This is a genomic window from Chitinophaga eiseniae (assembly GCF_012641265.1).
In the GTDB taxonomy this organism is placed as follows: Bacteria; Bacteroidota; Bacteroidia; order Chitinophagales; family Chitinophagaceae; genus Chitinophaga; species Chitinophaga eiseniae_A.
Map to the genome: position 1 here is coordinate 1431065 of NZ_JABAHZ010000001.1, position 22081 is coordinate 1453145.

General features: G+C 50.5%; 17 protein-coding genes. 11 read left to right on the plus strand and 6 right to left on the minus strand.

The annotated features are described in order from the left end of the window. Positions 1-20 precede the first annotated feature (20 nt). The 7 genes from HGH91_RS05630 (at position 21) to HGH91_RS05660 (ending at position 7579) form a co-directional block, all read left to right on the plus strand. Complete coding sequence (locus tag HGH91_RS05630; protein WP_247651654.1) at positions 21-1919, plus strand: RagB/SusD family nutrient uptake outer membrane protein; 1899 nt, start codon at positions 21-23, stop codon at positions 1917-1919. Positions 1920-1950: 31 nt separating this feature from the next. After that, entirely contained in the window at positions 1951-3117 is a 1167-nt protein-coding gene (locus HGH91_RS05635) for a DUF5000 domain-containing lipoprotein (protein WP_168737446.1), read from the plus strand. A gap of 25 nt (positions 3118-3142) precedes the next feature. Further along, entirely contained in the window at positions 3143-4327 is a 1185-nt protein-coding gene (locus tag HGH91_RS05640; RefSeq protein ID WP_168737447.1) for a DUF4998 domain-containing protein, read from the plus strand. Between the two features lie 9 nt (positions 4328-4336). After that, positions 4337-5692: an alpha-L-fucosidase gene (locus HGH91_RS05645; RefSeq protein WP_168737448.1), complete on the plus strand. Its 1356-nt coding sequence runs from the start codon at positions 4337-4339 to the stop codon at positions 5690-5692. 117 nt (positions 5693-5809) lie between these two features. Then, positions 5810-6511 (plus strand): CDGSH iron-sulfur domain-containing protein, encoded by a 702-nt coding sequence (locus HGH91_RS31190; RefSeq protein WP_247651655.1) that lies wholly within the window; start codon positions 5810-5812, stop codon positions 6509-6511. Positions 6512-6579: 68 nt separating this feature from the next. Next, positions 6580-7284 (plus strand): DUF1080 domain-containing protein, encoded by a 705-nt coding sequence (locus HGH91_RS05655; RefSeq protein WP_168737449.1) that lies wholly within the window; start codon positions 6580-6582, stop codon positions 7282-7284. A gap of 1 nt (position 7285) precedes the next feature. Then, entirely contained in the window at positions 7286-7579 is a 294-nt protein-coding gene (locus HGH91_RS05660; RefSeq protein WP_168737450.1) for an isochorismate lyase, read from the plus strand. Positions 7580-7589: 10 nt separating this feature from the next. Here the strand turns inward: HGH91_RS05660 and HGH91_RS05665 are convergent, their stop codons facing one another. The 4 genes from HGH91_RS05665 to HGH91_RS05680 all read right to left on the minus strand — a co-directional run bounded on the left by HGH91_RS05665 (position 7590) and on the right by HGH91_RS05680 (position 12419). Then, entirely contained in the window at positions 7590-8609 is a 1020-nt protein-coding gene (locus HGH91_RS05665; protein ID WP_168737451.1) for an MlaD family protein, read from the minus strand. 3 nt (positions 8610-8612) lie between these two features. Further along, positions 8613-9386 carry an ABC transporter ATP-binding protein gene (locus HGH91_RS05670; RefSeq protein WP_168737452.1) on the minus strand — a complete coding sequence of 258 codons (774 nt, stop codon included), beginning with the start codon at positions 9384-9386 and terminating at the stop codon, positions 8613-8615. 3 nt (positions 9387-9389) lie between these two features. Then, positions 9390-10184, minus strand: a complete 795-nt coding sequence (locus tag HGH91_RS05675) for an MlaE family ABC transporter permease (RefSeq protein WP_168737453.1) — start codon at positions 10182-10184, stop codon at positions 9390-9392. Between the two features lie 183 nt (positions 10185-10367). Continuing rightward, a complete protein-coding gene (locus HGH91_RS05680) occupies positions 10368-12419 on the minus strand; it encodes a TonB-dependent receptor (protein WP_247651656.1) in 2052 nt (683 codons plus the stop codon). A 190-nt stretch (positions 12420-12609) separates the two neighbouring features. Between HGH91_RS05680 and bla the strand changes: the two genes are divergently transcribed. The 4 genes from bla (at position 12610) to HGH91_RS05700 (ending at position 18903) form a co-directional block, all read left to right on the plus strand. Next, positions 12610-13332 carry a BlaB/IND/MUS family subclass B1 metallo-beta-lactamase gene (gene bla, locus HGH91_RS05685; RefSeq protein WP_168737454.1) on the plus strand — a complete coding sequence of 241 codons (723 nt, stop codon included), beginning with the start codon at positions 12610-12612 and terminating at the stop codon, positions 13330-13332. Positions 13333-13490: 158 nt separating this feature from the next. Further along, entirely contained in the window at positions 13491-15977 is a 2487-nt protein-coding gene (locus tag HGH91_RS05690; protein ID WP_168737455.1) for a YfhO family protein, read from the plus strand. Positions 15978-16127: 150 nt separating this feature from the next. Continuing rightward, positions 16128-16535, plus strand: a complete 408-nt coding sequence (locus tag HGH91_RS05695; protein WP_168737456.1) for a hypothetical protein — start codon at positions 16128-16130, stop codon at positions 16533-16535. A gap of 19 nt (positions 16536-16554) precedes the next feature. Then, a complete protein-coding gene (locus HGH91_RS05700; protein ID WP_168737457.1) occupies positions 16555-18903 on the plus strand; it encodes an ABC transporter permease in 2349 nt (782 codons plus the stop codon). A gap of 5 nt (positions 18904-18908) precedes the next feature. Here HGH91_RS05700 and HGH91_RS05705 read toward each other — a convergent pair whose 3' ends face one another. Both HGH91_RS05705 and HGH91_RS05710 read right to left on the minus strand, forming a co-directional pair. Beyond that, the gene (locus HGH91_RS05705; RefSeq protein ID WP_168737458.1) at positions 18909-19418 is read right to left on the minus strand and encodes a hypothetical protein; all 510 of its coding nucleotides are present in this window, start codon (positions 19416-19418) and stop codon (positions 18909-18911) included. 183 nt (positions 19419-19601) lie between these two features. Then, positions 19602-21836: an ATP-binding protein gene (locus HGH91_RS05710; protein WP_168737459.1), complete on the minus strand. Its 2235-nt coding sequence runs from the start codon at positions 21834-21836 to the stop codon at positions 19602-19604. Between the last annotated feature and the right edge of the window lie 245 nt (positions 21837-22081).

Consider the following 22081-nt stretch of genomic DNA (forward strand, 5'->3'; position numbering starts at 1 on the left):
ACCGTTTTAACTGTGCAAACATGAAACAATCATTGACTAAATTATATACGCTCTTCTTCCGCCAGCACATGAAGAGGACGCTATTATGCCTCCTGTTATTGCAGTTGGCCGGCTGTAAAAAATTCCTGGATGTAGTGCCCGACAACGTGGCTACCATCGACAACGCCTTTACCATGCGTGCAGAGGCGCTGAAATACCTGTTTACCTGTTACTCTTACCTGCCGGCCTCCTCCGATATTGGCTCCAATCCGGCATTGGCGGCCGGCGATGAGTTCTGGATGGTACGTCCCTACAGCACCAGTGAAACGCCCTGGCAGATTGCACAAGGCTTCCTGAGCGCGAATAATATTTATATGTCGCAATGGGCAGTTAACTTCCGTGCGTTGCGCGACTGCAACATCTTCCTCGACAACATCAGTAAAGTAGTAGACATGCGCCAGGCGGAAAAAGACCGTTGGATTGCGGAGGTGAAATTCCTTAAAGCCTACTACCATTGGCTGCTGGTAAGAATGTATGGCCCCGTTCCTATCATTGACCACAACCTGCCCATTGCTACTTCCGCCGAAGCGGCCAAGGTGCCCCGTGTGCATGTGGACTCTGTATTCAATTACATCAGCAACCTGCTGGATACCGCTGCGGCCGGCTTACCGGAAATCATCGCCGACCGGTCTTCTGAACTGGGACGTATTACCCGCCCGATAGCGCTGGCTATCAAGGCAAGGGTGCTGGTAGCTGCCGCCAGTCCCCTGTACAACGGCAACCCCGACTACAACGGCTTTAAAAACTATGATGGAACACCGCTCTTCAATGCGGCCTATGATGCCGGCAAATGGAAGAAGGCTGCAGATGCCTGTAAAGCAGCCATCGACGCCTGTGAAAGAAACGGTATGGTGCTTTATACTTTCGCCCAGCTGGGCGTAACGCTATCGGATACCCTCACCCGGCAAATGTCGATACGCAACAGTACCTGTGAAGAATGGAACCCTGAAATTATCTGGAATAACCCCAACTCCACTACTTACGACCTCCAACGCCAGGCCTTGCCCCGCCTCGATCCTGCCCGGATAGGCAACGAATCACCCGTAGGCGCCTTTGCCCCTACCATGAAAATTGCAGAGCAATTCTACAGCGATAAAGGTGTACCGATCAATGAAGATATTACCTGGGACTACAACAATCGCTATAAGCTGAGAACCGCCACCAAAGCAGAAGGTGAACTGATCCTGGAAGGCTATACCACTGCAGCCGCACACTTCAACCGGGAACCGCGCTTTTATGCCGACCTGGCTTTCGATGGCGCCATGTGGATGATGCAAAAGAAAACGTTCCACATAGAAAGTAAAGCGGGACAGATACAGACCCGGAAAAATATCTACGACAATAACGTAACCGGTTACTTCGCCAAGAAACTGATCAACTGGAAAGATGAAATCCAGGAAGGACAAGGCCTGTATATAGAATCGTACTCCTGGCCAGAAATACGCCTGGCAGATGTATACCTGCTGTATGCAGAAGCGCTCAATGAAGTGGGCGGCCCTCAGCCGGAAGCATTTAAATATATTGACCGGGTAAGAGCCAGGGCTGGCATTCCGGGCGTACAGGCTGCCTGGAGCAACTATTCCCGCAATCCTGCAAAGTTCACTACAAAAGAAGGTTTCAGGCAGATTATCCAACAGGAAAGACTCATTGAACTGGCCATGGAAGGCGCCCGCTTCTGGGACCTGCGCCGCTGGAAAAGAAGTATGGAAGAACTCAACAAAGCCGTTACCGGATGGGATGTGGATCAGTCAGACCCGGTATTCTACTACCGCGTACGCACCCTCTTCCGCCAAACTTTCCAGGCCCGTAATTACCTCTGGCCGCTCGATAGCTGGGATCTGCTGAACAATCCTAAACTGGTGCAGAACTACGGATGGTAACTTCTTTCATTTACTTAAACTGCCAATAACAATGAAGCCATATACATTCCTCTCACGGTACATAGCAGCGCTCTCCCTGCTTGCCATGTCCTGTACAAAAGAATTACACACGCCGGTAAATACCTCGGGAGATAAACCTGCGGTAATCAGCAATGTGACTGTTACCAATTTGCCGGGGGGCGCAAAAATTACGTATAGCCTGCCGGAAGATAAAGACATCCTGTACGTAAAGGCCGTATATACGATCCGCGATGGAAAGCCACGGGAGATCAGATCTTCCTACTACAATAACTTCCTGGTAGTAGATGGATTTGGAGATACAGCCACTCACAAAATTTCCTTATACGTGGTAAGCCGCAACGAGCTTTCTTCCAATGAAGTGCCTGCTACCGTGAAGCCGTTGCTGCCGCCCATGCTGGATGTACGCAAATCACTCGTGGTAAAGCCGGATTTTGGCGGTGTAAATATCTCGTTCAAAAATGAAACCCAGGCCGACCTGGCCATTGTTACGCTGGCCAACGACTCCTCTGGTGTTTTTGGCGCAGCCGACGTTCACTACACCAAACTGGCGAGTGGCAACTATTCTGTGAGAGGCTACGATGCTACCACCAGGAAGTTCGGCTTCTGTGTACGCGACCACTGGGGCAACCTGTCGGATACCCTCCTGGTAGACATCACCCCCTTCTATGAAAAACTGCTGGATAAAGCCAATTTCAGGGAAGTAAAATTGCCGGGAGATGTGGACTATGGCTGGGGACTACCGATTCCCAATTTATGGAACGGGACCCTCTGGCACTCGGCCGACAAACTTGATGGCATGCCTATGTGGATCACTTTCGATTTGGGCGTAACAGCGCGATTGAGCCGCATTGGCTTATGGCAGCGCCCCAATGAGTGGATTTATCTTCAGAACAACCTACGCAAATTCGAAATCTGGGGTTCCACCAATCCCGCCAGCGATGGTAGCTGGGATAGCTGGACAAAACTCGTAGAACATACCGTGATCAAGCCTTCCGGCCTGCCTGTAGGGCAAACCACCCAGGACGATAAAGATGCGGCTGTAGCAGGAGAACAGATGACCGTTCCCCTCGATGCGCCCAGCGTGAGGTATATCCGGGTGAAGATTCTCCGTACCTGGACCGATGGCGGATATGCCGCCAATATCCAGCTCATGAAGTTCTGGGGCAACGACAAATGATGTTCATCTACCTAAAAAAAATCTTATGCGCATACTTAGCTATATCATAGGCGCCCTGCTGCTGCTAACCGCCTGCCGGAAACAGGACGACTATAAAAAATTTATCAAAGACGGGGAAATTTTATATACCGGCAAAGCCGATTCGTTACTGGTACGCGCCGGCCGCAACAGGGTACAGCTGTCCTGGTTGCTGATCTCCGATCCTAAAATCAGCCAGTCCAAAATTTATTGGAACAACCGCCAGGACTCCATGATCATTGCCATTAAACGTACCAGCGGTGTGGATACCATCCGGGTATTCATTGAAAAGCTGGAAGAAAGAGCCTACACCTTCGAGGTATACAATTTTGATAAAGATGGTAACACCTCCGTAAGAACAGAAGGCAACGGGTTCGTATACGGTAAAATGTATGAAGACGCCCTACTCACCAGGGCTTTCAGCGGCGCGGAAATGAAAGACGGCAATGCAAAAATATCCTGGATGAACATCGACACCACCGGTGGTATCATTGGCATGCAGATCCAATATACCTCTGCTGATATGGTAGCGCATGACACCATCATCAAAGCCATGCCGGAAGACCAGATATCCCTGCTCAACAATTATCTTTCCATGAGCAGCTTCCGCTACCGCACCCTGTATAAACCTGACCCACTCGCGGTAGATACGTTCTATACTTCCTTTGAAGAAAAAGCAGTGAAAGAAGATATCACGCTAAAGTATATACGTAACCCGGGGGCCCCTTTTGACAAAGATCCGAATCAACCGTTTGGCGGCCGCTTCGGGCAGCTGAAAGACTGGAGTTACAACAGCGAAGCAGGCAGGAACGGCACCTACGATGAAATTGGCGGGCCAGGTAAATTTACCCTCTGGATCTGGGACAATGGCACCATCACCAATGGTAAAATCTACCAGACCTTTAGCCTTCCCGCCGGCGACTACCGCTTTGAGGCAGATATCCAGAACATCGACAACTCACTTGAGAATACTTACCTCGCTGTTGCCGCTGGCAATGCACTGCCCGATGTACAACAGATCGGCACCGCACTGGGATCTGCCAGAATCGTAAACAACAATAATAAATATGCCTCCGCAGGGTTCCACCTCTCCGCCACTACTACCGTAACAGTAGGTATGGTAGGGACTTTTACCTCTCCAGCCGAGCAAACCATCCGGGTTAACAAAGTGCTGTTATTCAGAGACAAATAATTAATACTTATGATAAAAAGAAGATGTAAACAACTACTCATCGCCGCACTGCTTTGCAGTCCGGCGATGACGCTGCAGGCGCAGGAGAAAAAAAGAATCGGTAATGAAACGGCTGCACAGAAAGAGCAACGCATGGCCTGGTGGACGCACGACCGCTTCGGTATGTTCATTCACTGGGGCTTGTACGCTCTCCCTGCCCGCCACGAATGGGTGAAGCACAACGAACAACTCACCAACGAACAATACCAGAAATATTTCGACTTATTTAACCCCAATCAGTTCGATCCAAAATCCTGGGCCAAACAGGCAAAGGCGGCTGGTATGAAGTACGCCGTACTCACCACCAAACACCACGAAGGCTTTTGTCTGTTTGATTCCAGGTATACCGACTACAAAGCCACCAATACCGCCGCCAAACGCGACCTGGTGAAGGAATTCGTAGACGCCTTCCGCGCCGAAGGGATCAAAGTGGGCTTCTACTACTCGCTGATCGACTGGCATCACCCCGACTTTACTGTAGATGGCGTACATCCGTTACGCCCCGGTAACGGCGTTAACGCCGATAGCGCCTATGCTGCTATGAACAAGGGCCGCGACATGAACAAATACCGCCAGTATATGCGCAACCAGCTCACAGAGCTGCTCACCAAATACGGTAAAATAGATATCCTCTGGCTCGACTTCTCCTATCCTGGCAAAAACGGGAAAGATAAAAATGACTGGGATGCCGTGAATCTCCTGAAGATGATCCGGAAGCTGCAACCCAATATCATCGTAGATAATCGCCTCAACCTGGATGAATACGAAGATGGCGCCGACTTCCTCACCCCTGAACAGGTACGGGTAGATGAGCTGGCACAATACCGGGGTAAAACATGGGAAACCTGTCAAACTTTTTCCGGCTCCTGGGGCTATTACCGCGATGAAAATTCCTGGAAAAGCACCCATCAGCTGCTGGAACTCCTCATTGGCTCCGTAAGCCGCGGCGGTAACCTGATCCTCAACGTAGGTCCTACCGCCCGCGGTGTATTCGACTACCGCGCCCAAAATGCACTGGGAAATATTGGCGATTGGATGAAAGCCAACAGCGAATCTATTTACGGCTGTACCTACGCGCCTGAATCGTTTAAAACACCGGAAAACACCATGCTCACCTACAATCCCACCACCAAAAGATTGTATGTGCACCTGCTGGAGTACAACGGACATCTTACCCTGCCCGGCTATAACAACAAAATCAAGTATGCCCAGTTCCTGCACGATAACTCTGAGCTGAAGTATACCACCTCCGGAGAGGATATCGTGATCAGTCTCCCTGAGAAAAAACCCAACGTGGAAGTTCCCGTGGTGGAACTGGTACTGTAACGCCCATATACAAGGCATAAAGAAGAAAGCAGTCTTTACTAAGTGAAGACTGCTTTCTCTTTTACAAAACTTTTTTCCGCTTCCGTTGTTCCTAACAGGTACTTAATATCTATTACCATGAAACCAGCACCAGGCATACAGGTAAAAGTAACTCCCAACGGCCCTTACGAAGTAAGCGGTGAAGTGCCGTTACGTATGGAAATTATCGGCACCAATGAGGAGGGTGAATCTGAAAAATGGATCACCGGCAGATCATTCCCCCTTAACACCCAACGCTTCCTGCTTTGCCGGTGTGGGCATTCTCAGCACAAACCCTTCTGTGACGGCACCCATAAAAAAATTGGCTTCGACGGAACCGAAACGGCCGGCCATGCTAATTATGTGGAGGACGCCGAATTGCTGGAAGGTCCTGCCATGCTGTTGACGGACGTACAGCAACTCTGCGCTTTTGCCCGTTTCTGCGATCCTAACGGACAGGTGTGGAGTACGGTGAATGATACCAATGATCCGGCAGCCAGGGAGCAGTTCCTCCAACAGGTACATGCCTGCCCCTCCGGCCGCCTCGTGGCCTGGGACCGGGCCACAAAAACGCCGGTAGAACCGAAGCTATCCCCTGCCATCGGTATCATTGAAGATCCGGTTAAAAATATCAGCGGCCCCCTCTGGCTGATGGGAGGCATTGAAGTAAAAGACGCGGAGGGCAACCCTTACGAAGTACGTAACCGGGTGACACTCTGCCGTTGCGGCGCCTCCGCCAATAAACCCTTCTGCGACGGCTCCCATGCCGCCATCGGGTTCAAAGATGAAATAGCCCCCTGAATTCATCAAGGAGCCGGAAATGTTATTATATTGCCCCCGATTCAATCACTATCCGGACAAATTCCTTTATGAAAAAATACCTTTTATCCTCCTGTGTCGCCATAGCAACACTTTGCGGAGCTGCCAACGTACACGCACAAACGCGTAGCCTGTTTAATTTCAAAGACCTTAAAGGCTGGCACATAGATGTACCGGCCATGGACAAAGATAGCAGCGTTAAAACCCCGTTCATATTACGCAACGGCGTTTTTGTAAGCCTCGCCAGCCCGCAGGGACATATCATCACCGACAAGAGCTATGAAAACTATCGACTGGAAGTACAATACCGTTTCCCGGCCAAACCCGGCAACTGTGGCGTACTGGTGTTTGTTTCCAAGCCCCGCGTGCTCTACGATATGTTCCCAAAATCCATTGAAGTGCAGATGCAGCATAAAGACGCGGGCGACTTCTGGTGCATTGGAGAAGATATTACCGTACCCGACATGGAAAAACGCCGTGGTCCTAAAAATGAATGGGGGTCGGTAGATGGTAAACGCCGCCGCATCATGAACCTCACCGATAATTCAGAGAAGCCGCTGGGCAAGTGGAATACCATGATCATTGAATGCGTGGGAAATGCTGTCAAAGTATGGGTAAACGGCGACCTGGTCAACTACGGCACCCAGGCAACCGCCCGTAAAGGACAAATTGCCCTGCAGGCCGAGGGTTCCGAAGTGGAATTCCGTAAAGTAGATCTCACACCGATTGTTGCATTCTCTGAAAAAGGACATTAAGATGAAAACACCCGACGCCTGCGAAAATATGGCCGACATACGCATGGCCATTGATACCATAGACGAGGAAGTAGTGCAGTTGCTGGGCAGGCGTTTCAATTATGTGAAGGCCGCCGCCAAATTCAAAACCAGCGAAGCCGCCGTTCAGGCGCCGGAGCGATTTAAGGCTATGCTGGCGCAACGAAGGGAATGGGCCATTGCCGCCGGTCTCAATGCCGATGCCATTGAAAAAATGTATAGCGACCTGGTAAAACATTTTATTGAAGAAGAAATGAAACATTGGCAGGCCCGGTAACGGGCCTGTTTTACTGCGCCTTCTTTTCCTGCTTTTCTTTTTCTTTCTGTGCCTTGCTCTCCTCCTTGGCCTTCTTCCTGAAAAAGCCCCGGAGGAAGAAGTTATGCCGCAAGGCGATCATATTGGTATCCAGCTTCCCGGTACTGGCTTCCAGGTTAAAAATAGTAGCGCGTAACGCATCAGCTGCCATCGTATCCTGCAACAGCAAACCGGCAGGGGTGTTCGTATTTCCGAGGTTGGCCCTCAACCCGGCACTGGCCTGCTGTAGCTCTAGTACTGTTTTATTCGCGTTGTCGGCCACCGTATTCATCTCGGTAACGGCTGCACGAAGTCGCCCGAACAACACGGTATCCGTTATAAGATCATTTGATAACACACCTTTGGTTTGCAGCTTAGCAGTATAGGCCGACAAGGCCCCCGTGAGCCGCCGGGTGTTGGCTACGGCTACATTCAGTCCGGCCATCGTGGCATTAAGATTATTATACACAGTATCTTCTGCCAGCAATTTGCCGAGGGTACCTTTTCCATCTACAAGCCCTTTGGTGATCACTTTCAGGTTGCTGGTAATTTCCACCAGGCTTTTATTATTCACCTGCAACGTGGCCATGATGTCGTCGGTACTCAGGCCGGTAGATACGTGCAGCTGGTCCCCATCCTCCAGGTGAGGCGCATCCGGACTGCCGCCGGTCAGCAATACAATCTTATTACCCATTAACCCATCGGAGCTGATCCTGGCATCTACATTTTTATGCAGAAACTGTTGGGCGTCCTGGTCAATATTCATGACTACCAGTATTTCATTGGCGCGGATAAAGCTGATCTTGCGCACGGTGCCGATCTTCACGCCGGAATACAGGATATTGCGGCCCACGGTGAGCCCGTTCACATCATTGAATACGGCTCTTACCTGGATCGATTTACTGAATAATTTTTGCTGCTTACCCAGCATCATCACCGCCGTTACCGCTACTACCAGCCCCAGGACTATAAAAATGCCTACAATTACTGCGCGTTTTTTTCCTGTTTCCATAGCTTATTGTGTAAAGTTATAATCGTAAAAACTCTTTATCAGCCCGTCCTTTTCCTTGAATACCTCCTCAAAAGTTCCTTCCCTGATAAACCGGCCTTCATCCATCACCGCTACCCGGTCACCTACCTCCTTGGCGCAGGTAAGATCATGCGTGATGATGATCGAGCTGGTATTAAACCGTTCCTTTACGGCATTGATCAACTTATTCAATTCCATGCAGGTGATAGGGTCCAGCCCTGCGGTGGGCTCATCATACAACATAATTTCCGGCCGCAGGATCAGTGTTCGCCCGATACCGATCCGTTTTTTTTGCCCGCCCGATAGTTCTGACGGCAGCTGGTTAATGGAATCTGGCAGTCCAATCGCTTCCAGCACAATGTCGACCGTTTTCCGGATCTGTTCTTTACTCATCTGCCGGTTGTTGCGCTTCAGGGGGAAGGCCAGGTTTTCGCCTACCGTCATACTATCATACAGTGCGCTGCTCTGGAATGAAAAGCCCACTTTCAGGCGCAGGGCACGCAGGGCGGCATCTTTCAGCTGTTCTACCTCCTCTCCCAATACATTTACCGTGCCCGCATCCGGTTTTAACAAGCCGATAATTATCTTGATGAGTACAGATTTACCTGTGCCCGAACGCCCCAGTACCACTACATTTTCTCCCTTTTGTAAATCCAGGTTAATGCCTTGCAGTACGTGCTTGTCGCCGAACGATTTATATAAATCCCGGATGCGGATCACCGTTTCGGAGCTGTCACTATGCTGTTCCTGATCTTCCATATGTTAGCGGATAGAATTAAATATGTGAACAATGATCACCTCTTCTATAAAAATAAGGAACATGGACACAATCACGGACTCATTCGCCGCCTTGCCTACTCCCATGGTGCCCTGGCTGGCATTCCAGCCCTGGTAACAGCTCACAATGCCAATGGTAAATCCATATACAATAGACTTGGTGAGTGCGGTGGTATAGTCGAGGAAGGTGATTTGTGCCAGGGCGTTGTCAAAAAAGGAAACGAGACTGGTTTGCTCGTGCGCATGTACATCGAAATAGGAACCCATGCAGCCAATTAAAGCGTTGTAGAACATGAGAATAGGTAAACAGATAGTCATGGCGGTTACCCGGGTCACGATCAGGTAGCGGAACGGGTTAATAGCGGAAACCTCCATGGCGTCTATTTGTTCCGTGACTTTCATAGAGCCCAGCTCTGCGCCGATGCTGGAGCCTACCTTTCCGGCGCATATCAGGGCGGCAATCAGTGGCGCCAGCGCCCTTACCACCGCAATGGCCACCAGTGAGGGCAGCCAGGCAGTGACCCCAAATTCCGACAGCGTAGGACGGGATTGTTCGGTAAACACCACCCCGGTAATGAATCCGGTTACCGTTACCAGCGCCAGTGATTTATATCCTACCTGGTAACATTGCCGTACAAACTCCGACCATTCCACCGGGGGCCGGAAAGCCTCCCGGAAGAAACGGGCTATAAAAACGGCTATGCGATAGAATACGAGGAAAAATCCATCAATAGCGGCGGTGATAACAGGTTTATCCTGGTTGTCGTTGGTAGAATTCATCTTTGATGCAAATACTTACACCACTAATTACAATTCTATGCCGCTTTTGTTAAAAGGTAACCGGAGAAATGCCAGTCCCCGCCATACAACAAATCCGGCTGCCCTGCATCGGGGCAACACAGCAACTGCTGAGGACAGCCGTTCCCACTACGGTCATTTCATTCCCCAATCTATCACGGCTCCTTATAATACCAGGCGTAGGCCGCCAAAATAATTTCTGCCGGGAGCAGGGTTGTAATAGCGTCCGCCCGCAGCGTTCAGGTCATTTCCCAGGCTGTATTTTACGTCCAGGAGATTGTCGGCGCCGGCCCGTAACAATAAACTGTAGCGGGTATGCAGTGGCAGCTTCCAGCTGACGTTGGCCTGTAGCAGGTGAAAATCTCCGGCAAAGGTGCTGTTGGCGTCATCCAGCGGAATACGGCTGGTATAGGTATGCTGCGTATATAAGCTCACGTTAGCCGGCAGCAGCCATAATATACTGCTGACCACCACATGTTGTGGTACGCCGGTGAGGCGGTTGCCGGAATAATCTTTCCCGGCGCTGGTATAGTCGGTAAAATGGAAATCGCTGAAGGTATATCCTTCCTGCCATTTGATGCCACGCAGTACCCCTTGTCGCTGTGGCTTCATCACCCACCAGGCGCCCTGCCATTCTATTCCCTTCTGGCGCACCCCTCCGGCATTCACAAAGTATTCGTTGCCGTTGGCATGGCGGCGCAGCACAATGGCATTTTGCATGCGGTAATAAAACCCGGTGGCATCCATCGATGCGCGGCCATTACGGGTAGCCATACGCAAACCGGCTTCATAGTTCCAGCCGGTTTCGGGTTGCAGGCTGTTATTGATAACGTCGTCGGATGCACGTATTTCAGCAGTAGCCGGTGGTGAATATCCCCGGCTGACGGTGACCCTCCCGGTAATACCCGGCGTAAATAAATACGACAGGGAAACACGGGGCATCAGTTGTGGCGATAAATGCACGCTCGTGTGCCCGTCGCTGTTATAGCGATAACCATAATAGTTCAGGCTGGTCGCTGCCTCGAGGATCAATGCGCCCATAGTAGCCTGGAAGCGGGAAAAGAAAAAATGTTGCCCCGTATATAGCTTATCAGCGGTTTGCACGGTATCCCGGCGCCCGCCCCGGTTGCCATAGTTAATATCATCCGTGCTGGTATGCTGCCACTCTACGCCATTCAGCCATTTCCACTGCACGGCCGTGGCATGCGCCGGGTTGCTGATCCATTGCAGATAGCTGCGGAAGCCGATGGTATTTTCTACCCGCACTTCATACTTGGTCAAAAAAGGATTCTGGAAATAGGTAGTGGCGCCAAACACCGATACCACATGTTGCAGCCGGGGGTGGAACTGCGCTTCATGTACCAGTCCTCCCTGGAAAGTACGGTTGTAAATACCCGCCTGCTGCGCAATGGCGCCGGGTATAGCCGCGGTTGACGGGCGCGCCGCCCTGGGATTGGCTTTGCTCTCCGCCAGGGTAAGTCCCCCGGGGGTAAGGTATGACAGGTCTGAATAAAACGCCAGCATTTTCAGGGCATATCCTGGTTTATACTCCCAGCGCTGGGCCACCTGCGTATACCATCTCTTCATCGCGGTATTCTGCCGGTAGCCATCTGCCCGCTGAAATCCCTGGAATACCTGCAGTTGGTAATTTTTCCATTGCTGCTGCCAGCCAATGCTGCCATGGAACAGTCCATAGCTGCCTCCCTGTAAGTTGAGCTGCAGCCGGGTGGTGTCACTGGTTTCCGGTGCAAGCCCAAGCCTTACCACGCCGCCGGAATTGGCGCCAAACATACTGCCATCGGGCCCTTTCAGTACTTCCGCCCGGCGGATGGCATCCGGGTCCAGCAGGTTCAGGTAGGTGTTGCCACCCGCATCCGTGAGTGGAATATCATCTATATATATCTTAATGTTACGGATGCCAAAGGGAGACCGCAACAAACTACCGCGAATGGATAAACGATAACTGCCGGGCGACCTTTCCTCCATACGCAGCCCTGGCACGGTATTCAGGGCCGGCAACAGCGAAGTACCCTGCTGCAACTGCAAATCGGCTGGCGACAGTATACTCACGGCGGTGGGTACACGCTGCAACGAGGCATTAGAGTAATAGGATTGCACCGTTACCTCCGGCAACTGTTGCAGCGTGTCCTGTTGTGCCTGCAACTTCATAGTAGGCAACAGCAGGCCGCATAAAACGCCTGCCGGTATAATTTTCATTCCCATGTCTGGTATAAATTCTCTGGTATCCGTGCTCCCATTCCCGATTTCAACAACGGCTGAATATATAAATATTTCTGCGGATTGCCCGGGTATTTGTGCGAAAACGAGCCTTCCTCCGGTAAAATTTAAATTTTGCAGGCACTGGCAATACCCTAATTTTGAATTTTAATACTTAGCTTATCATATCATGAAAACAATCATATCTTTTATCGCGTGCCTGTTCACCGCTTTTTCTGCCATGGCCTTTACCGCGGATACTACCCTGCGGATAAAAACGCAGCACCTCACCGGTAATTTCTATGTACACATCTCCTACGGAAAATATAAAAATGCCATACTCCCTGCCAACGGTTTGTATGTAGTAACACCCGATGGCATTGTGCTGATAGATACGCCGTGGAGCGAGGAACAAACCAAACAGCTGGTAGATACGCTGGAGAAGCGTCATCATAAAAAAATTATTCTTTGTATCGCCTCACACTTTCATGCCGACCGCACCGCAGGTCTCGACTACCTGAAAAAGCTGGGCGTTAAAACCTATACCTCCCAACTTACGCAGGAACTCTGTAAGATAAACCAGGAACCACAGGCCCAATATGTTTTTGATAAAGATACCACCTTCCGTGTGAAGGGCCTGGAGCTGCAAACTTATTATCCAGGCGAAGGCCATACAAGAGATAACATCGTGGTATGGTTTCCCAAAGCGAAAGTACTTTATGGCGGATGCCTGGTAAAAAGTATGGATGCTACCAACATCGGATTTACGGGAGATGGTAACCTGCAGGCGTATCCTGCCACCCTTCAAAAACTGCGCGACAAGTTTCCTCATCCTGCTTACCTGATCCCGGGTCACGAAGGTTGGCAGGGAGGGATTAACCAGGTGCAACACACCCTGGAGCTGTTGAAATAAAAAACGCCTGTATTTCGGTTGGAATGAGTTGGTCACTATAACGGCGACGGGCAAACGGAATATGTCCGGCTCATGGTGATCAAGTAATCTCGTAAGAACGAATATGCATAAAGCAGCACTTCAATAAGCCCATAAAACAATTTCACAATCAAGCAAATATGAAATCAACCTTATTTAAAGCTTTAACTGCCCACCTGGCTGCTTTAATGATATTTGTTGCCCTGGCTTTTGCATTTTGCAGCCCTGTGTTAGAGGGAAAACAGCTCTTTCAGTCGGACATGATGCACTACAAAGGCATGCAAAAAGAGGCGGCGGATTACTACCAATCCACCGGCGATTTGCCCTTATGGACCAACAGCATGTTTGGTGGTATGCCTACCTATGTTATTTATACCGGCCCTTCTACCAATAAGGTGGCTTACCTCAACCAGGTATTTACCCTTTGCCTGCCTAACCCGGTAGATATGTTTTTTGTATTAATGATGGGCATGTATGTATTCCTTTGTGTGATAGAGGTAAAATACTGGATAAGGATTACAGGCGCCATCGCTTATGGCTTTGCCACTTTTACCGTAGTGAGTATGGATGCCGGCCACATTACCAAAGTAATGAGCATGGCTTATATGGCGCCGGTACTGGGTGGTATTATACTGGCTTACCGGGGAAAATACGTGGCGGGCGCCGTACTCACTGCCCTGACCGCGGCGGTACAGATCTATAATAACCACCCGCAAATTACCTACTATACCCTGATCATGGCCATATGCCTGGCTGTTGCGGCGGGAGTACAAGCCTGGCGGCAGCGGCAGCTAGCCGCCTACTTCAAAGCCAGCGCCGTATTGGTTATAGCCGGTATCCTGGCGGTATTACCTGCCATGGACAACCTGCTGATCATGAATGAGTATACCCATTATACCATCCGTGGCAGCCAGTCGGAATTAACACTGGACCAGAAAGACAAAAACAACAAGAAATCCGGCGGACTCGACATCGACTATGCTTTCCAGTGGAGTTACGGCAAGGGTGAAACATTCACTTTATTGCTGCCGCACCTGGTAGGCGGTGCTACCGGCGAAAAGCTGTCTACTTCTTCAAATACCTATAAAGCGTTAACTGATATAGGCGTGCCGGCAGCGAAGGCCGAGGAAGCGGTGAACAGCGCCAGCTGGCAACTCTACTGGGGTGCGATGCCTTTTACCTCCGGTCCTGCTTACATAGGCGTCATTATCTGTTTCCTGTTTGTGCTTTCGCTGTTCATTGTTAACAGCTGGCATAAATGGTGGCTGGTGGCGACTACCATTATTGGTATTTTGCTGAGCTGGGGAGCCAATTTCCCGGAGCTGAACAACTTCCTGTTTTATCACCTGCCCCTGTACAGTAAGTTCCGCACCCCGACTATGGCGCTGGCCATCCCGCAAGTAAGTATGGTGATACTGGCTTGCATGGCATTACAGGAGCTGGTATATGGCGATGCTGCCAAAGCATTTTTACAACAACACCTGAAGATGGCGTTGTTTGTAACCGGGGGCCTGGTCATTATCCTCGCTATTGGTGGCAGTGTGCTCTACCCTTTCAGCGGTCCCGGCGACGCCTCCTTCCTGGCGCGATACTCCCGCATGCTGGGAGGCGATGCTGCCGCCGCACAGCTCCTGGGCGCCCTGAAGCGCGACCGTAGCGCTATCCTGCGTGCTGATGGTTTCCGGGCGATGGCACTGATACTGGTCGTATTTGCCGCCCTGTGGTATTTCCTGAAAGGTAAACTGAAAGCTACCTATGCCGTCATCATCGTAGCCGCGGTAACGTTGTTCGACCTGTTCCAGCTCGATAAAACCTATATGAGTGAAGATAATTTTTCTGAGGCTGCCCAGCTGGCCAATTACATAGCTCCTTCCTCAGCGGACGAACAAATCCTGCAGGATAAAGACCCATATTACCGGGTACTCAACGCTACCACGAATCCCTTCCTCGATGCCAACACCTCCTATTTTCATAAATCTATCGGCGGACAAAGTCCGGCCAAACTCTGGATCTATGAAGACCTGATTGAGCACCAGCTGTCTAAAAACAATATGGCGGTGCTCAATATGCTCAATACCCGGTACTTTATTGTGGCCGATCCGCAATCAGGCCAGCCGGTAGCACAGCGAAATCCGGGAGCACTGGGCAATGCCTGGTTTGTAAAAGCCATTCAATGGGCGCCCGATGCCAATAGCGAAATGAAGGCACTGGATCATTTCAACCCGAAAGATACCGCTGTCATCGATCAGCGCTTCAAAGCCACTACCGGCGTTTTTACACCGGCGGCCGATAGCAGCGCCCGGATTGTGCTCACCAAATATGGCTTGAACCAGCTGCAGTATACCGCACAAAATTCCGCCGAAGGCCTCGGCGTATTTTCCGACATCTACTATCCGGCCGGATGGAAGGCATATATCGACGGTAAGGAAACCCCTGTTATCCGGGTGAACTATGCCCTGCGTGGATTGAAGATACCTGCCGGCAAACATGATATCCAGTTTAAGTTTGAACCGGCGACTTTCTTCCTGGGAAGAAAAATATCGGGCATCTCTTCTATCCTGCTGCTGGTGCTGGTTGCGGGTGGCATTGCCTGGAGCCTGCGGCCTTCCCACGTCCACAACGCATAACCATCGTTTTTTAATTGATGGGGGACTTAGTCCCCCATCAATATTGTTACTTTCGTCACAGCATCTTCTCATTCCGTCACATTTCCGTTTTACCCTCCCTTCCCTGACGTTATTTTGGAATAGTTTCCATTGCTTCCTAAATAACTGTACATGAAAAAAATAGCTACACTCCTCCTCGCCTCCTTCGGGCTGTTACTTCTCAGCCGGTGCAGACCGGATGGAGGCACTTTGAGGGGCTATTTCTGGACCAGCCGGCAGAATGGCGGTCCCTATTACCTTTATATCAACGATACCCTGAAAGGTACGCTCCCTGCTTTTTCCCGGCCGCCCGAATGCGGGGAGGCCGGCCTGGAGCAAAAAACCCTTTTCATCCCGCTCCGTTCGGGCGTACACGTTATTACCGTAAAAGACCGGCAGGGCAACCTGATGCTCTCCGAACGTTATAAGCTCTACAAAGGCAAAGGCAACTTATCGTTGTCGGTGTCTATGGATTCGCCACAGGGCAGCAACCGGCATGTGATATCCGGCGATTGCAGCGTAGAAGAAATCAGTTTTTAACCATCTCACCCTATTGTATATGCTCAAAAATTACTACCGGCATGGATGGAGGAACCTCCTGAAAAACAAATTATCTACCCTGGTCAATGTGGGCGGACTGAGTATTGGTCTGGCTACCGGGATTATCATCCTTTTATGGATCAATGATGAATACAGTTTTGATACCTTCCATAAAAACCGGGACCATATTTACCTGATGATGCAGCGTGTACAACGGGGCGATGGCATTTCTGTAGGCGACGTAACACCCGGGCCGCTGGCAGCACGGCTGCAGGCGCAACTTCCGGAAATAAAATATACCGCGCGCTGTGGCTTCGGCGGCCAGGAACTGATTGGTACCGGCTCCAAAAACATCTACCAGGAAAGCATATACATTGATGCACATTACCTGGATATGTTTACCTTTCCCGCCATAAGCGGTAACCCCGTGGCCGCCCTGCAGGAACCTGACAATATTGTTCTCACAGAGAGTGCCGCCAGCAGGTTGTTTGGCCAGGAAAATCCCATGGGAAAAATAGTGCATCACAACGGGCAGCACGACCTGAAGGTGGCTGCCGTGATCCGCGATGTGCCCCCCAACAGCACCGTGCATTTTGATATATTACTCCCCTTCCGCCTCTTTAGTTTATCCAATGCCGACTGGATTGACCGGTGGGACAACAACCGCCTTCAAACCTGGGTAATGCTGCAACCCGGGAGCAGCCTGGCTGTATTTAATCAAAAGGTAAAGCCCGTGATACAGCAGGCCTCAGATGAGAAAACCGCTGAACTGTTTGGTTTTCCATTGACCGACCGGTACCTGCATAGCGGGTTCAAAAACGGGAAGCCCAGTGGCGGCCGCATTGAGCTGATCTGGCTCCTGGGCCTCATTGGCTTCTTCATTTTACTGATTGCCTGCATCAACTTTATGAACCTCTCTACCGCCCGCTCTGAGCAGCGGGCGCGGGAAGTAGGCGTACGCAAAGCCCTGGGCGCTGGCAAACGCAGCCTGGTATTACAGTTCCTCGTAGAAGCGCTGATCATTACCTTCCTGGCCATGGTACTGGCGATACTGCTGGCCCAACTGGCCATCCCGGGATTAAATCGTATATCCGGCAGAAGTATTGCCTTTAATTTTCTCCAGTGGAAAATATGGGCAGGACTGCTATCCCTCTTACTATTGACCGGCCTGGTAGCAGGCAGCTACCCCGCCTTTTTCCTGAGTAGTTTCCAGCCGGTAAAAGTGCTGAAAGGCAACGTTACCCAACAAAAAGGCAGTGGCCTTTTTCGCAAAGGCCTGGTCACTTTCCAGTTTATCATCTCCACCTTTCTTATTATTACTACCATCGTTATCTACAAACAATTGCAGCATGGCCAAAACAGGCCGGTAGGTTATAACCAGGACAACCTGCTGGAAATACCCGTCCGGGGCGACATGGGCAGCAAACAAGCGCTGCTGAAAACCGACCTGCTGGCCATTCCCGAAATAGAAAGCGTATCCGCAGGTACCGACGACCTGTTAAGATTTGGCGGCGGCACCAACGGCATACAATGGCCGGGGAAAACGCCGGACCAGGATTTCGAGTTTACCGTTACCTGGGTACAATATGACTGGGTAAAAACCGCCGGACTTCAACTGGCAGACGGCCGCGACTTCAGCGCTGACTATGGCAGCGATTCACTGGGATGTATGGTAAATGAAGCCGCTGTAAAGAAAATGGGACTCAAACCACCGGTAGTAGGTACCCTGTTGGGCAGCAACCCGATTATAGGCGTAGTAAAGGATTTCGTGGCAAACGATCCCTTCCGCTCGCCCCCACCCATGGTGATTTACCTGGGCAAAGGCGGCATGGGACATACCTTTGTCCGCCTCCACAAAGCCAGCGATCCACAACAGGCGCTTAGCAAGATTGAAGCAGCCGTGAAGAAAGCCAGTCCCGGATTCCCTTTCGAATTTCATTTTACTAAAGAAGCTTACCAGCAGAAATTCAATGGCCTGCGTTCTTCCGGGTTTATGTTCAACTGGACGGGCAGCCTCGCTATCCTGATTTCCTGCCTGGGATTATTTGGATTATCTGCTTTCCTGGCAGAAAGACGTACCAAGGAAATAGGCATCCGCAAGGTAATGGGCGCCAGTGCCGGCACGATCTGGTTTATGCTGGCGAAAGAATTCCTGAAGCCTGTGGGCATTGCCTTCCTGGTGACCATACCATTGGCCATTTTTGCGATGCACGCGGCTTTACATTCCATCGACTACCGGGTGGAGCTGCAATGGTGGATGTTCGGTGGCGCCGGGCTACTGATGATGGTCATTGCCATAGGCACTATCAGCTACCAGGGAATCCGGGCAGCCAGGGCCAATCCAGTAAAAGCCTTGCAGGCGGAGTAAAGTACTCAGGAAACCGGGACCAGTTCGGGCGCTTCCATCAGGGATTGCGTTTGCTGGAATACCTCCCGCATTTTCTGCCTGAACCGCGACGTAGCAGATACTTCTTCCGGGATAGCCACTTCCGTTAATTCGCTCTGGAAAAGCACCTGGAGATTGGCTTTCAGGTCGAGGAGATTGGCCTGCCGGACGATTCCTGCCGCGAAACCAGCTTCCCGGATGGCTTGCCGCTGCCCGTTGTCAAGGGAAGCCGCGTACCAGATCAGGGGGACCTGTTTCAGTCGCTTTATTTTCCGGAGTTCCCGTAAAAAGGCCACGCCTTCATCCGATGGATGTAAACTGTCCAGGAAAATGTAGTTCGGGGTAAAATCATGCTTTTTGAGGTAATCCAATGCCTTGCTGGTATTGTCCTGGGCAATGCACGCCTTGCTGATCATCAGGAGATCGAGGGCAAGGTAAAACTGGTTGCGCCGGTCGCGGTCCGGATCAATTAATAAACAACTGATTTTCTCTCTCATCACAGGGTAGTTTTAATGGCAGGAAAATATAAGTTACTATCTGTGTTATATCACCTATAAAAACACACGATTTTCTTTTTTTGTTGTAACAATTGCAATATTACACCAGGAAATGCTCCCGGAAAAATCCTGCGCGCACATTCCCTGCTTAAAATGCCCACAATTAACAATATTACAACATCACTACACTGGTAAGATCACCCGGAAACAGGCGCCCTGGTCGGGTATCCCGGTAGCATAAATAATCCCCTTATGATTAATGGCTATTTTACTGCATAATGCCAGGCCAATACCGGTACCTTCGAAAGCAGTCCGGTCGTTCAGGCGTTGGAATATCTGGAAAATTTTATCGGAATAGATCTGGTCAAAACCGATACCATTATCTTTTACAACAATGGCGTTGTACTCCCTGCCCGTGTCCAGCTCAGGCAAAGCGGCAATATCGGCAACGCCCAAACGCTCTGCATAGATTTCGATCACCGGTTTCCGCCTGGAAGATGAAAACTTGATGGCATTTCCCAGGAGGTTATGAAACAACTGGTTCATCTGCAGGGGGCTGGCCATTAAGCAGGGCAGGTTGCCGATGTTGATCTGTACGTCACGCTGGCCGATCAGCACCTCAAAATCGTTCAGCACCTTTACCAATATATCGTTGAGGTCTGTTTCCACGAAAGGATCTTTCACGTGGATGAGCCTTGAGTAATCGAGCAATTCGCTGATCAGCTGCGACATCCGTTTGGCGCTGAGCATCACCTTATCAATATAAATGCGGGAGGTTTCCGGTAAAACATCTTTACTGTTGTTGTACAACATGCCAGCAAAAGTCTGGATCTTACGCAGGGGTTCCTGTAAGTCGTGGCTGGTAATGTAGGCAAACTGTTCCAGCTCCTGGTTGGATTTCCGGAGATAGAAATTGGCTTCCAGCAGTTCGTTGGTACGTTGTTCTACCATGGCCTCCAGCTTGAAAGCCAGTTGCATATATTTGGATTCACTTTCTTTCAGGGCAGAAAACAGCTCCCGTTGATGGGTAACATCCCGGGCTATCTTGGAGGCGCCTATAATATTTCCCTGTAAATCTTTTACGGGAGAGATGGTCAGGGAAATGTCGAGCAGGGTGCCGCTCTTGGTCATGCGTTTGGTTTCAAAATGGTCGATGCGCTGACCGGCCCTTAGTTGCTGCAGGATGACCGGTTCTTCCATTAGTTTATCTGGTGGGATGATCCGGGTGATAGAGGTACCAATCATTTCTTCAGCAGTATATCCGAATAACCGCTCTGCCGCCGGGTTCCAGCTGGTTACGATCCCATCCAGCGTTTTTCCTATAATAGCATCATCGGAAAATTCCACGATGGCAGCCAAATGGGACATCTCCTGCTGTGTTACCCCGGTATCGGATACCCTATGCGGTGTGAAACCAGGATATAATTTATAAACGACGGCGGCATCGCCATTGACCACTTTATCTGCGGGCAGGTGCTCTTTTCCAACGGGGAAGGTAATACGAAAAACGCTGCCTTCTCCCACGGTGCTACTCATATTAAACGTGCCACCATCGCGCTTCACCAGTTCATCCACCAGGGCAAGCCCTGTTTTCGGCGCGTCTCCGCGAAGGAAACGTTCCCCGATAGCGGTTTGCATGGCGTGACTCATACCAATACCCGAGTCGGATACGGTCAGTTGCAGGGTGCCGTCGCTTTGGGAAAGTCTTACCGCTACCCCGCCCTGCAACGTATACCGGAGCGCGTTAGTGAGCAGGATAAACAATACTTTCTCCCACATATCCCGGTCAATATATACGTCTGGAGTAACAGGATCAAAATTAACCACCAGGGTTAAGCCGGCTTGCGCAATAATATCATCGAAATGGTGTAGCAGGCTGCGGGTAAAGCCACTGACATCTGTTTTGCTATAAGTGAGTGGCGGGTGACTGTTATTTGCAGCAGCGCCAATAGCCAGTACGCCTGCTATATGGCCGGTTTCATCCGGGATAGGGCTACCACTGAAATAGTAGTATATCCCCTCCTGTTGTACTATTTGGAGTAGTGGTATACCTGCAGCAACGGCTTCTTCATTCAGCAGGCTGCTGAACCGCGGCTGCAGTTGTTCCCACAATCGGCCCCAGGCTATTGCTGCCGGTTGCCCCATTGCAGCCGGATGCTTGTCGCCCAGTAAAGCTTTACAGGCATCGTTGTAAAGATGGATACCTTCCTGTCCCCACCATAAAAACATGGGTTGGGGGGAAGTAAGCAAAATACGTATACAGGTCTTTAAACAAGACGGCCATTGATTAACCGGCCCCAGGGCGGATGCATCCCAGTTGAAAGAACGGATCAGTTCACCTGTTTCACTTCCGCCAGAGAGAAATCCATACGCTGCTGTTTCTTCTCTTAAAGTTGCCGTAAGAGGGGCGTTCATCATCGCGCAAAAAATATAAATAGTAAATACGTTGGTTGATTTCCTGTGACCGCCTGCCATTAAAATTCCACAATCCAACACAAAAATTGTGTAAAAAAATGCACAGAAAACGCAGCACAGTACTCTTTTTTCTCTTGATAAATGGTAGAACTCCTGTTGTTGCTCCCGGCCTGTTTATGCTGATGGCGGCTGTCCGGGCCTGGCACTACAAGGGCCTTTTACCGGGGAAGCAGCTTTTGTACTGCTTC

What these genes read in the sequence shown, in the direction of transcription:
- HGH91_RS05630 (WP_247651654.1), top strand. Translation starts at nt 21, where the DNA reads ATGAAACAATCATTGACTAAATTATATACGCTCTTCTTCCGCCAGCAC.
- HGH91_RS05635 (WP_168737446.1), top strand. Translation starts at nt 1,951, where the DNA reads ATGAAGCCATATACATTCCTCTCACGGTACATAGCAGCGCTCTCCCTG.
- HGH91_RS05640 (WP_168737447.1), top strand. Translation starts at nt 3,143, where the DNA reads ATGCGCATACTTAGCTATATCATAGGCGCCCTGCTGCTGCTAACCGCC.
- HGH91_RS05645 (WP_168737448.1), top strand. Translation starts at nt 4,337, where the DNA reads ATGATAAAAAGAAGATGTAAACAACTACTCATCGCCGCACTGCTTTGC.
- HGH91_RS31190 (WP_247651655.1), top strand. Translation starts at nt 5,810, where the DNA reads ATGAAACCAGCACCAGGCATACAGGTAAAAGTAACTCCCAACGGCCCT.
- HGH91_RS05655 (WP_168737449.1), top strand. Translation starts at nt 6,580, where the DNA reads ATGAAAAAATACCTTTTATCCTCCTGTGTCGCCATAGCAACACTTTGC.
- HGH91_RS05660 (WP_168737450.1), top strand. Translation starts at nt 7,286, where the DNA reads ATGAAAACACCCGACGCCTGCGAAAATATGGCCGACATACGCATGGCC.
- HGH91_RS05665 (WP_168737451.1), bottom strand. Translation starts at nt 8,609, where the DNA reads ATGGAAACAGGAAAAAAACGCGCAGTAATTGTAGGCATTTTTATAGTC.
- HGH91_RS05670 (WP_168737452.1), bottom strand. Translation starts at nt 9,386, where the DNA reads ATGGAAGATCAGGAACAGCATAGTGACAGCTCCGAAACGGTGATCCGC.
- HGH91_RS05675 (WP_168737453.1), bottom strand. Translation starts at nt 10,184, where the DNA reads ATGAATTCTACCAACGACAACCAGGATAAACCTGTTATCACCGCCGCT.
- HGH91_RS05680 (WP_247651656.1), bottom strand. Translation starts at nt 12,419, where the DNA reads ATGAAAATTATACCGGCAGGCGTTTTATGCGGCCTGCTGTTGCCTACT.
- bla (WP_168737454.1), top strand. Translation starts at nt 12,610, where the DNA reads ATGAAAACAATCATATCTTTTATCGCGTGCCTGTTCACCGCTTTTTCT.
- HGH91_RS05690 (WP_168737455.1), top strand. Translation starts at nt 13,491, where the DNA reads ATGAAATCAACCTTATTTAAAGCTTTAACTGCCCACCTGGCTGCTTTA.
- HGH91_RS05695 (WP_168737456.1), top strand. Translation starts at nt 16,128, where the DNA reads ATGAAAAAAATAGCTACACTCCTCCTCGCCTCCTTCGGGCTGTTACTT.
- HGH91_RS05700 (WP_168737457.1), top strand. Translation starts at nt 16,555, where the DNA reads ATGCTCAAAAATTACTACCGGCATGGATGGAGGAACCTCCTGAAAAAC.
- HGH91_RS05705 (WP_168737458.1), bottom strand. Translation starts at nt 19,418, where the DNA reads ATGAGAGAGAAAATCAGTTGTTTATTAATTGATCCGGACCGCGACCGG.
- HGH91_RS05710 (WP_168737459.1), bottom strand. Translation starts at nt 21,836, where the DNA reads ATGATGAACGCCCCTCTTACGGCAACTTTAAGAGAAGAAACAGCAGCG.